The 11,912-nt window shown below is 56.5% G+C and carries 10 protein-coding genes; 8 read left to right on the forward strand and 2 right to left on the reverse strand.

Annotation, left to right across the window (positions count from 1 at the left end):
* Nucleotides 1-35 precede the first annotated feature (35 nt).
* From IPI58_03300 to der, 3 genes are read left to right on the forward strand one after another with little or no spacing between them, the layout of a single operon-like run.
* Nucleotides 36-770, forward strand: a complete 735-nt coding sequence (locus IPI58_03300; GenBank protein ID QQR69693.1) for a hypothetical protein — start codon at nucleotides 36-38, stop codon at nucleotides 768-770.
* Nucleotides 767-2,134 carry a PQQ-binding-like beta-propeller repeat protein gene (locus IPI58_03305; GenBank protein QQR69694.1) on the forward strand — a complete coding sequence of 456 codons (1,368 nt, stop codon included), beginning with the start codon at nucleotides 767-769 and terminating at the stop codon, nucleotides 2,132-2,134. The genes IPI58_03300 and IPI58_03305 overlap by 4 nt, the downstream gene beginning before the upstream one ends.
* 17 nt (nucleotides 2,135-2,151) lie before the next feature.
* The gene (der, locus tag IPI58_03310; protein QQR69695.1) at nucleotides 2,152-3,570 is read left to right on the forward strand and encodes a ribosome biogenesis GTPase Der; all 1,419 of its coding nucleotides are present in this window, start codon (nucleotides 2,152-2,154) and stop codon (nucleotides 3,568-3,570) included.
* On the opposite strand, the gene IPI58_03315 is transcribed toward der, so the two are convergent.
* Nucleotides 3,501-4,253 carry a phosphatase PAP2 family protein gene (locus tag IPI58_03315; GenBank protein ID QQR69696.1) on the reverse strand — a complete coding sequence of 251 codons (753 nt, stop codon included), beginning with the start codon at nucleotides 4,251-4,253 and terminating at the stop codon, nucleotides 3,501-3,503. The genes der and IPI58_03315 overlap by 70 nt on opposite strands.
* 84 nt (nucleotides 4,254-4,337) lie before the next feature.
* Between IPI58_03315 and IPI58_03320 the strand changes: the two genes are divergently transcribed.
* The 4 genes from IPI58_03320 to IPI58_03335 all read left to right on the forward strand — a co-directional run bounded on the left by IPI58_03320 (nucleotide 4,338) and on the right by IPI58_03335 (nucleotide 7,586).
* The gene (locus IPI58_03320) at nucleotides 4,338-4,946 is read left to right on the forward strand and encodes a YdcF family protein (GenBank protein QQR69697.1); all 609 of its coding nucleotides are present in this window, start codon (nucleotides 4,338-4,340) and stop codon (nucleotides 4,944-4,946) included.
* On the forward strand, nucleotides 4,943-5,695 hold the full coding sequence (locus tag IPI58_03325; GenBank protein ID QQR69698.1) for a 1-acyl-sn-glycerol-3-phosphate acyltransferase: 753 nt from the start codon (nucleotides 4,943-4,945) through the stop codon (nucleotides 5,693-5,695). The genes IPI58_03320 and IPI58_03325 overlap by 4 nt, the downstream gene beginning before the upstream one ends.
* Nucleotides 5,696-5,955: 260 nt before the next feature.
* Nucleotides 5,956-7,167, forward strand: coding sequence for a pentapeptide repeat-containing protein (locus IPI58_03330; GenBank protein ID QQR69699.1), 1,212 nt, complete (start codon nucleotides 5,956-5,958; stop codon nucleotides 7,165-7,167).
* Nucleotides 7,168-7,196: 29 nt separating this feature from the next.
* Nucleotides 7,197-7,586, forward strand: a complete 390-nt coding sequence (locus IPI58_03335) for a response regulator (GenBank protein ID QQR69700.1) — start codon at nucleotides 7,197-7,199, stop codon at nucleotides 7,584-7,586.
* 13 nt (nucleotides 7,587-7,599) lie between these two features.
* Here IPI58_03335 and IPI58_03340 read toward each other — a convergent pair whose 3' ends face one another.
* Complete coding sequence (locus tag IPI58_03340) at nucleotides 7,600-11,190, reverse strand: PAS domain S-box protein (protein ID QQR69701.1); 3,591 nt, start codon at nucleotides 11,188-11,190, stop codon at nucleotides 7,600-7,602.
* Between the two features lie 207 nt (nucleotides 11,191-11,397).
* Here IPI58_03340 and IPI58_03345 point away from each other — a divergent pair, with 207 nt between their 5' ends.
* On the forward strand, nucleotides 11,398-11,874 hold the full coding sequence (locus tag IPI58_03345; GenBank protein QQR69702.1) for a hypothetical protein: 477 nt from the start codon (nucleotides 11,398-11,400) through the stop codon (nucleotides 11,872-11,874).
* Nucleotides 11,875-11,912: the final 38 nt, after the last annotated feature.

Genomic DNA, 11,912 nt, shown 5'->3' on the forward strand with positions numbered 1-11,912 from the left:
TTCCCGCTTCCAGAAACGGACACAGAGCAAAGATCATGGCCGAAGATATTTTTGCCGAAGTCGATGAAGCCCTACAGCGCGAAAAGGTGCTGACGTTCTTCAAGCGCAACCGCATCCTGATCGCCATAACGGTCGTGGGATCGATTCTGGTGGCCGCATCCATAGAGGGCGGCAGTACCCTGCTGCGCCATCAGCGCGAGACCGAGACCGGTTTGCTGCTGCGAGCGATGGAGGAGACCCAGGGCCAGCCTCCCGCCCAGGCCGCCGCGCGCTGGGACGACGTGGTGCGACAACTGAGCATGAGTGGATTCTTGACCGTTATTTCTGGCTCGCAAGCTCTACAAATGGCCCGCATGCAATCGGCGACGGCGCATCTGAAGGCGGGAGACGTCGAACAAGGCGTCACCGCTTTCTCGAACATCGCCAATGACGAGGCCGTGGATCCTTTGTGGCGTTCAACCGCGCGGCTGCTGGCCTCTGTTGCGGTACTGGACACCGCCGATCCCCAGGACCTGCGCCAACGCCTGGAACCCTTGGCGGCCCAGGACGCTCCCTTGCGTCACACCGCCCGATTGATGTTGGCTTTGCTTGATATCCAACAAGGCAAGCATGATGCCGCTGCCGAGCAATTACGCAAGATCGACGAAGACTCGAAAACGCCCGGCCATACCCGACAGCAGGCCAAGTCCATCTTGCGCGTGTTGACTTCGGCGCATCCGGGAATCGCCGCCACGCCCGTTGCGCCGGCGGCTGCATCGGCCCAGCCATGACAGGCTTTGGCTTGATCCCGCAAGGACAAAAAACCCTCGCCTTGGCGGCCATGGCTCTGTCCTTGGTTGCTTGCGACAGCCAAGTGGGTCGCTGGGTCGGCGCAGAAAAAGATAAGCCGGTTGTCACGGGAAAGCGCATTCCCGTCTTGGTGGACGAACAGCGTCTAGCCCCGAACGATAGCGTTTCGGGCGAACAGGTCGCATTGCCCGAGCCAAAGGCAGGAAGCGATTGGCCGCAAAGCGGCGGCAACCCGGCCCATGTCCCTCCACATGCGGCCCTGGCCGAAAAGGTCAAATCCGTTTGGTCGGTCGATATCGGCGCGGGAACCAGCCGTTCCCTGGAAATCCTGGCCACGCCCGTGGCGGCAGGCGGCAAGGTCTATGCCATGGACGCCGCCGGCATGGTCACGGCCTTGGATGCCGCCAAGGGCAAGCGCGTCTGGCAACGCGATACCGCGCCTGACGAAGAAGACAAAAAGGCCATCGGCGGCGGCCTGGCCCTGTCGGGTGAGCGTCTGCTTGCCAGCACGGGTTTTGGCGAAGTATTAGCCCTGTCGGTGGCCGATGGCAGCGTGATCTGGCGACGTCAAATAGGCCAACCTTTGCGCGCCGCGCCCATCGTGGCCGAAGATCGCGTGATCGTCATCGACATCACCAACCGTTCCCATGTCCTGAACCTGTCCGACGGCACCGTTCAATGGACGCATCGCGGCATGACCGAGGCCACGGCCCTTCTGGGCGGCGCGACGCCGGCGGCGGAGAATCAAGTGATCGTCGTCCCCTATTCCTCGGGCGAGGTCTTCGCTTTGCGCGCCGAGACGGGCCGCGTCATCTGGTCGGACAATATCGCCGTGGCGGCGCGCGTCGGGGCCTTGCCGGGCTTGGCCGATATCCGTGCCATGCCGGTGATCGAGGGCAAGCATGTGCTGGCCCTTAGCCACAGCGGACGCCTGGTGGCTTTTGATCTGAACGCAGGACAGCGCGTGTGGGAACAAAGCGTGGGCGGATCGCAAACCCCGGTCGTGGCGGGACAGGCGGTGTTCGTTCTAAGCGCCAAGGGCCAATTGGCCGAGCTGGCGCGCGCAACGGGCCTGGTGCGCTGGGTCAAAGACCTTCCCGCCTGCGCCAAGGACGAAGAAGACGAAAAAGAGTGCGACGAAGCCTTGCACTGGTCCGGTCCGGTTCTGGCGGGCTGGCGTTTATGGCTGACCAACTCGGCGGGTGAACTGGTGGAGGTGACCACCGAAGACGGCACCATCACAAAGCGCCACCATTTGAGCGACGCCTCGTATTTACCGCCCATCGTGGCCGAAGGGACGATCTATGTCCTTAGTCAAGATGGTACCCTGACCGCTTTCAGATAACAGAACAGGCCCGCTCTATGCTTACTTTGGTCATTGCCGGGCGTCCGAATGTCGGCAAGTCCACGTTATTCAATCGTCTGGCGGGAAAAAAGCTGGCCCTTGTCGCTCCCGAACCGGGCGTCACGCGCGACTGGCAAGAAGCCGAATGCGAATTGAATGGCGTATCTTTCCGTCTGATCGATACCGCAGGCTGGGATGTCGGACATGATCCCGGCTCGGTCGCCGCCCGCGCCCGTCTTCAAACAGAACGCGCCCTTGCCCTGGCCGATGCGGCCTTGTTCGTCGTCGATGCCCGCGCCGGACTGACCGCCGAAGATCGCGACGCCGCCAAGCGTCTGCGGCGCGAGGGGTTGCCGGTTATCCTGCTGGCCAATAAATGTGACAGCGGTTTTGTGCCCGGCACATTCGATGAGCTGTACGAATTGGGCATGGACGAGGCCATCCCGGTTTCCGCCGAGCATGGCGACGGGCTGGCCGATCTTTCGCGCACCATCGCGGCCCTTTCCCCGCAGCCCGAGGAAGAGTTTTCCGAAACGGACGAGGTGTCAGACGAGGCCGCAGTCGCAGATCTGCCGCCTTTGCGTTTGGCCATCGTGGGACGGCCCAATGTCGGGAAATCGACACTGGTCAATGCGTTGCTAGGCCAGGAACGTGTGTTGACAGGTCCCGAGCCGGGATTGACGCGCGATACCATCGCGGTGACCATGGATTGGCACGGCCACAGTGTCCGCCTGGTGGATACGGCAGGGTTGCGCCGCTCGGCGCGGGTCACCGAAGACCTTGAACATGACGCGGTTCATGAATCCATGCGCGCCATACGCTTGGCCGAAGTCGTGGTGTTGCTGTTGGACGCGACCGAACCATCCCAGCATCAAGATATGGATATCGCCGCCCGGGTCGAAACCGAAGGCCGAGTCCTGGTGATCGTGGCCAATAAATGGGACAAAGTGAAAGACCCCGATGCCACGATGCGCGCGCTGCGCGACCGGCTGGGGCGTTCCTTGGGCCAGCTGCCCGATGTGCCTGTGGTCACGCTTTCGGCCTTGCGCGGCGAAGGACTGGGCCAGTTGATGTCCACCGTGGCCGCCACATGGCGACGCTGGAACTCACGCGCATCGACCGGTTCGTTAAACCGCTGGCTGGCCGAGGCCACCGAGGCGCAACCCGCGCCGATGGTCGCAGGGCGGCGCATCAAGATTCGCTATATCACCCAGATCAAGGCGAGGCCGCCGACCTTTGTTCTATGGATGAACAAGCCCTTGGACCTGCCGCAATCCTATATGCGCTATCTGGCGCGCAGCCTGGGCCGCCGGTTCGATTTGGCAGGCATTCCCTTGCGTTGGCTGAAGCGCAAGGGCGATAACCCCTATGCCACCAAGACAGGTTGCGACGGGCCACGCGCGAAGAGGCGTCCGCGTTCTTCGAACAAACGCTGACCAAAGAATATTCGATAGGTCAAGGCAACGGTGATCGGAATGACAACTCCGGCGGCCAGGGCGTCGCTGGCGAAATGCGCGCCCATGGCCACGCGCATCAGGCCAAGCCCGAAACCTGCAAGCATTCCCATCCAAAAAAGACGTCGCGCCCGTAAAGGCGAAGCGACAAAGGCAAACGCCACCAACCAAAACCCAAAGGCCGGATCACCCGCCACAAAGGAACAATTCGTGTCGCATTGCGCGCTGGGCAACAAAGCCGGGGTGAATTGCGCCGTCCCGCCGAATTCTTCCACCTGAACCGGGCGGGCGCGTCCCCATTGGTCTTTGAGTGCGACATTGGCCACAAGGCCGGGTCCCAGCAACAGGCTGACCAACAAGAAGGCCCAAACGCGCCATGTGCCCATACTGCGCAGCCATCTATGCCGAGGCAGCAAAGAAACGACCAAGCCGAGAGCAAAGATCACGCCGATCACGCGCGATCCCGTTTGCACGCCCTCATGCAACATATCGAAAGGCCAGGCCATCCGAGCCGGAAAGTTTCCCGCAAGAGAATCAAAAAACAGCCCGGAGACGGCCAAATCAGCCTTTGGATACAATGACAAACACAAAACAGCCGCCAAGCCCCCTGCAATGACGATGACGGGCAACGAAAACCAGTCCTTGATGCGTGGCGGAAGCGTCAACGAATTCCCCTCTGTCGGTCATGATCTTGATACCTGACGGCTTAGCACGTTTTGTTTTGTGCGGTCATGTCTATAATCGGCCTTATGTTCCGTCGATTCGTCCGTCTGCTGATGCTTCTGGTGTTCCTGTCCGGCCTGTTATGGGTGGGCGGGTTCGCCGGATTCATGGCCAGCGTCCTCCATCAACCCGGCATGGAATCTCCCGCCAAAGCGCCGGTGGCCGATGTGATCGTCGTCCTGACCGGTGGTGCCGACCGTATCGCCGCCGCCGTCGATCTGCTGAAGCTGGGCAAGGGCCGCAAGTTGCTGATATCGGGAATCCCCGCATCGGTTCCCTTGGCCGATGTCCTAAGCGGAGTCGATGTCTCCGAATTCTTGCGAGAATGCTGCATCATCGCCGGTCGCACAGCCGACAACACCAAGGAGAACGTGAGAGAGACGCAAGAATGGATCCGCACCGAAGGCGCCAGCTCGGTTTTGCTGGTGACGGCCAATTATCACATGCCGCGCAGTCTGCTGTTGTTCCGCACGGGACTGCCTGACACCATTATCTTTCCCTATCCCGTCTCTCCGTCGCAGATGCATTTAGATCTGTGGTGGATGAACCCGGCGCGGCTGCGCCTTTTGTCGGGCGAGTATAATAAATACCTCGCCACATTGCTGGACCTGCGGTGGGAGACCGTGCACGAATGACAGGACCCATTCTCGCTTCGCGGTTACGCCGAATTTTGTTTGCGACGGTCTATTCTGTCTGGATTGGCTTTTGCTGCTTGGGCCTGCTGATCGTTCTGGCGATGCCTGAACGGGTTTACCTGTATTTTCTGACTTGGTTCTTTCGCAGCTTGGCATGGATTGAGCGCGTGGTTCTGGGGCTGAGTTACCACGTCGAGGGCTTGGAAAATCTTCCCCGTCACGGTGCCTATATCGTCGCGGCCAAGCATCACTCGGCCTGGGAAACTCTGAAGCTGTTCGTGATGCTGCGCAACCCGGCGATCGTCGCCAAGCGTGAGCTGTTCGCCCTGCCTTTTTGGGGATGGTATATGCGCCGATCGGGGGCCATCCCCATTGATCGCGGACAGGGTGCGCGCACGGTCGCCCGTCTGATAGCCAGTGCCCGCGCGGCTACCCAGGCGCAGCGTCCCATCGTCATTTTCCCCGAAGGAACGCGCACCCTGCCCGGCCAGCACCGCCGCTACCAGGTCGGCGTTATCCTGCTGGCTCAACGCCTGAAACTTCCCATCGTGCCGATGGCGCACAATGCCGGGCTGTTCTGGCCGCGACGCGGAATGCCCCATAGCCGTGGCACCATCACCGTCCGATTCTTACCTGCCTTGACGCCTCAAGACGATGCGGCGTCTTTGATGCGCAGCTTAGAGGAATGTCTGGAAGAACAGTGCAACGCCATATTGCCTAAATCACCCGGAGCGCCCGATTGCGTGTAATTCTCTTAGCTCTTATTTTTTGAGATATGTTACAAATCAATAATATATATTAAATGCGCATCAACCCTATGGTTGTTGCTTGGTAGTTTATTTACCTCTTTCTGATTTAATTCGAAGAATGCGTTTCCAATCTGACGGCCAGACACATGCAACCCAAGAATGACGTTGATTTGCATCCAATTTCCCAGCAGGAAGTTGACTCTCGGTACGATCTGCACCGCAGATTCAGGGAAGGCCGACCGGGAGGACAGAAATTCTCTATGACCTTCTGCGATGCCTCTGGACTTGATCTGTCGTCTCGGGACATGGCCGAATGCGAGTTCGTCGGTTCATATCTTGAACGCGTCAATCTGGAGCGGAGCAACCTGAAAGGGGCCAACCTGTTTGGCGTCAACCTGTCATCCGCTCGCATGCGCAGTTGCAATCTCGAAAGATCCGATATGCGTGGCGTGACGCTGAATAGCACTGACTTGCAAGACGCGAATATGCAATTCGCGGATATCCGCGAGGGCTATATCCTAAAGTTACACCCCAACGGAACCTACGTCGCCATCCGCCGCAACGAGGCCGAGTTGAACCACGCGATCATGAACAACGCCAATCTGGCAGGCGCAAAACTGGGCATGGCCATGGCCTGCCAAACTCAATTGATGAATGCCAATCTAGCTGGCGCGCAACTGGCCAACGCCAACCTAACAGGGTCGGATATGCGCGGCGCGAATCTAGAAAACGCGGATTTAAGCGGCGCGATACTCAGCGGATGCCTATTGCACGGTGCAGACCTACACGGCGCAATACTTAGCGCCACCATCATGGACGGTGCCGACTTGACGGCGGCCAATGTCCATGAGGTGGATCTGGTGGATGCCGACACCACGGGCATGATTCGCTCGAAACATCTGGATTTTATGGAAGTTCCGCTTGAGCAGATTTTGGCCGACCATCGCACCTGGATTGACAGCATGTGCGCGAAAGGCGTTCAAGCCAATTTCTCCAATATCACGATGGAGGGCTTGGATTTACGTGATCGCGATCTATCGGCATCTATCATGAACCTAGCAACACTTAATTCCAGCACCTTCACACGCTGCAAGCTAGCCATGGCAAGTTTGAAATATGTCCTGGCCATCGAAGCAGACTTTAGTCACGCCGATTTACGAGGCGTCAATTTGGAAGGAGCCAATCTGAACCGTTGCAATCTCACCGGAGCCAATCTGGGCGCTGTCGCGCTGATCGGTGCCGAAAGGAGGCGCTGGCCTGCCAATCTCCACGGCGTGAAACTACAGAAAGCACGGCTTTGCCAAGCAAATTTACAGGACGTTAACCTTTGCCATGCCAATTTAAGGGGAGCAGATCTTCGCGGCGCAAATCTTAGAGGTGCCTCATTGGTCGATGCCGATCTAAGTGGCGCCAACGTCGAAGGTGTCGATATGACTGCGGTGGATAAGCGCTATACCATCGGCCTGTCATGATGTGGATCATCAGATGCTAGGTTGCTGACATGGGATATGCAGACAAGAAAATCCTGATCATTGATGACCAGCCATTCATCCGCACGGTCGTCAAACGCCTATTGGAGAAAATGGGGTTCGCGCATTTCGCCGAAGCCGAAGATGGCGCATCTGGGCTTTCCCTATTGGACGAAGTCAAACCCGATCTGGTGATTTGCGATATTGAGATGCAGCCCATTGACGGCATCGTCTTCCTTCAACATATCAAGAGGGACAAGCACATCGATCTGAACCAGATGCCCGTCATTTTCCTGACACATCATGCCGAGGCGCGCATTGTCCAACAGGCGCGGGATCTGGGCATTAAATCATTCGTCCTCAAACCCCCCACACAAGAATCCCTGCGCCAACACATTGACCTTGCGTTCTTCGGTCGCTAATTCGTGATAAACATCAGGGCTGTTCTTTCTTTGGCCCTAGGTGTGATGGACGCAGCGCCGCGATCACCGCAGACAATTCCCGCATTGCGGGCATGATCTGCGATCTTACCGCACTGGCGGCATCAAAATGACCTTGCCATATATTCTGTTCGATCATGCGCGTTAGATAACTCATGCGCTTGGCCCCCGCTGTCTCCGACGATCCCGCCATACCATGAGAGAGAGAGCGAATAGCCGTCATGTCCTTTTTGTCGAATGCCTTATCCAAATCCACTAGGTCGCGTTGAACTCTATCTAGATATTGATTCAGCATATCGGAAAGCATCGCCGGGTCATCGCCCACCAATTCCTGGAAATACGCCATGTCCAAGACGGGCAAATCATCGACGTTCTTTTCCATCGAAGGCAATTGCGTCTGCTCTTGTCGGACATCGGTTTCAGGACATGTTTTGTCGGTTCTACGCTTGTCACATCGCCACTCTATAGCACTGGGCAACCAGTGACGAATACACGACTCCATATCACTAATTGACACCGGCTTGATCAGATAATCGTCCATGCCCGCGTCGTAACACAATTGTCGTGTGCCTGGCAGCGCATCGGCGGTCAGAGCGACAATCGGCAAACGTTCCCTCGCCGTTTTTCTCTTTTCGTCAGAACGCCAACGTCTAGATAGTTCATACCCATCCATTTCCGGCATATGACAATCGGTCAGGAGCAGATGGTAATCTTTCTCCTGCAACATCTTGAGCGCCTGTCGTCCGGTGCCTGCCAATTCCATGGCAAAGCCCAGCTTGCTCATCAGCAACCGGATGACGCTTTGATTGGTTGGATTATCCTCTGCCACCAGAATCAGCACGCCTTTTTGTCGCGCTTGCTCGATATCCGGAGGGGAGAAGATGGCATCCCCGATAGGCATGTCGTCACTATTGCGATGACATGAGTGATTCTTGGGTTGCGTAAGTCCCATGGCTTCCGCCATAGCCTGGCGCAAGGCATGGGGCTTGACCGGACGCGACAGATGACTTTGGCGCAATCCTGGCACAGCGTTATCACGCGATGACGACAGATAATGCATGTAGGAAGAAAGGCGAATAAGATAAGGTGGCTTGGCCAGTTCTTTGGGGATCCAAGTCTCTTGATGATCCAGCCGGTCATCAAGAATAACGATCTGAAACGGCTGTCCCTTAACCTCAGCACCCACCAGATATCGGCTGACATCGCCCATATTCGTCAGAACCTTTGGCATGGCGTTATCTTGTCGTAAGATCATTTCCAGATTTTGGGCCAGCATCGGCGAATTGCAGACCACCATAATGGGCGCATGATGGAAATCGTAATGCTGTGCGCTACGCCGGTCAGGATAAGCAATCAGCGGCAAAGTGAACCAGAACGACGACCCCCTATCGGATACGCTGTTAATTCCTATACGTCCGTCCATCATGGTTACCAAGGCGTGGCATATCGAGAGTCCGAGCCCTGTGCCGCCATAACGGCGCATGGTAGACACATCCGCCTGCACAAAGGGACGAAACAGATGTTCTTGAATATGCGGAGGGATGCCGATGCCTGTATCTTCGACAGCAAATCGCAGAACCCGCTTATGATCGTGTGCGACATTCTTCTTGTCATATGCCGGATCCTGAACACATTCTATCGTGAGAGTGATGCCGCCTTTCTCGGTGAATTTCATGGCATTGCCAAGAAGGTTCAAAATGATCTGCCGAATACGCTGAGGATCGCCCTCTAAATAATCGGGGACGTCCGGTTGAATCACCGTCACAAGGTCCAATCCTTTTTCGACCATCTTGGGACCGAGCAAGTCGACCACGCCGTCCACCAGATCAGTCAACGAGAACTCGTTCTGCTCCAACTTGAATTGACCGGATTCGATCTTAGAGAAATCCAAGATATCGCCGATAATGTTCAGCAAGGCCAATGCGGATTCATGTACAACCTCGTTCATCGCCTTCTGTTCATTGGAGAGCGGCGTTCGTGCCAGCAACTCCGACATCGTGACCACACCATTCATCGGGGTCCGAATCTCATGGCTCATGGCGGCAAGGAAGGCGGATTTAGCCTGGTTGGCGGCTTCGGCTTCCTGTTGCGCTTTGGCCAGGGCCACCTCCTGCTTTTTCTGGCGCGTAATGTCATAGCACCAGATGACCACTGCTGGCTGTTCTTCGAATAAGCTACGTTCGGCCGAAATCAGTGCCCAGACATCCTCGCCTTGCGCATGGCTCAGACGCACAGGTTCATCTCGAACGGTGTGACCTTGAGCAATTTGATTCCAGATGCGTTCGTGGTCTTTCGGATCCGCATAAAGAACGCTGGCCTGCATGGCCTGCACATGCTGGCGCGTCATACCCACCATCTCGGCCAGACGATCATTCGCATCCAGAACAAGGCCATCCTCGCTTAGGATCAAGGCACCGACCGGATTGGACTCCAACAGATGCCTCAATTGTCTTTCATTACTGACCAAGGAACGTTGGCTACGTTTGATCTGACTGACATCCATCATCGTGCAGACGATCAGCATCTCGTCCGTGCTGGGGTGACGCGCCACCGCTTTTGAGACCAGGACCTCACGGATGCTGCCTTCCGCGAATGGAAACAGCGCCTCATAGGCGTGAAGCGATCTTCCTTGAATCAAGGCGTCATCCGACCGTTTATGCACATCAGCCAGGCTATGGGGCATGATATCGAAGAGCGTTTTACCGACAATCCTCTCGCGCGCCACGCCCAAGGCTTCCGAGAATGCCTTGTTGCAATATCCAATGCGTCCCTGCTGATCGCTGTAGTAGATGGGGTTAATGATCGTGTCGAGAAGGACTTCCTGGAAACTTTGATGAGATCGTAGAGAATCCTCGATTCGGCGAAAATATGACAGGTCACGTAGAAGGAAAAGATGCCTGTCTGGCTCCATACAGCTGGCCGGAAAATGACTGATGGAAACAGATAATTTGCTGCCGTCCAGCCTTGTGATGGTCATGTCCATGGCGGCTTCTTCTTCCTCATTAAAGCCAGGTAGCCCTAGCTCAGAGGCGGTCTTCGCCAGCAGCTCATGGTGATTCAGTCCCCAGAATGCGCAAGCTTGACGGTTATGCTCTTGCACCCGTCCTTCTGTGTCGCACACCACAACGGCTTCATCTAGGTGGTTAAGGAAGTCGTGATATCGACGTTCACGCGCAATCAAAAGCTCATCTGAACGCTTCTCGGCGGTCACGTCTTGGATGGTGCCAACCATCTCGTCATGCGCACCGGTTGCGCCGGGCAGAACCTGTCCGCGCCAGGCAATAGTACGTACCGTGGCATCCTTACCCGCCGTCACCCGCAACACCAAGTCAAAGCCTCGTTTGGTTTCCATCGCCAGATGAAGGCATGCGCGCGCCAGAACATAATCATCAGGATGCAAGGTTGAAAAAAACTGATCCAACGCCACCGGACTCGTCTCAAAGCCAAGGATGCGCAACGACTCAACCGAATATTCCTGCACCGCGCTGTCGGCTTGCCAACGCCAATGACCAATGCCCGTCAGGCTTTCCACCATCGTCAGCAGATCAGGCTGAGCGATGAGAGTTTGTTGCGTTGGATCCGTCACGTTTTCCTCTGGAATCATAGGATTCGGGCTAGGAATATCGTATCCAAGGATCATTGAGGGCCTGTTAACAGGTTAACCATCACGGGGATGATTGATCGTTCCGATAAAAGAAAAATGTCACGCCTTCGCCATGATCCTGACCAAGAAAAATCTTAATCCCATAGGAGAATAACACCATACAGAACCACCCAGAGAGGGAATCGAACCATGAAACGCATGTTAACCTTTGCCTTGGCCGCTCTTGCTGTCAGCGGAGCGGTTGGCCTACTCCCTCATCCGGCGGCGGCAGATACGCGGGTGGTTGTATCATACGCAGATCGCAACGATCATAACTATAGAGGCCGAGACTATAGGCACGCCGCCCCCTCCCGTTGGGATCGCCGACATCCGCATTGGGACAATTATGGCCCTGGGCCGGTTTGGGAATATCGCCGCTCAGGTATCATTCTGGAGCCGCGCCCCTTGATACGCGAGCGCGTGGTGGTGGTACAGCGTCAGCCGACCATCATCTACCAAAACACCGTTCCGGTTATGTCGGCAGAGCCTGTATCAGGTGTCTATATTGACAACCATGGCCTGACCTGTCGTGAGTTTCAGTCAAGCATCAGCGTCAGCGGTCGTTATCAACCCGCCTATGGCACAGCCTGTCTGCAGCCCGATGGCAGCTGGCGCGTGACGCAGTAGCTGAAATCTAGGCAGATAAGTTCTTAACATGGATCGGG

It is taken from the genome of Alphaproteobacteria bacterium (genome assembly GCA_016699305.1).
Lineage (GTDB): Bacteria > Pseudomonadota > Alphaproteobacteria.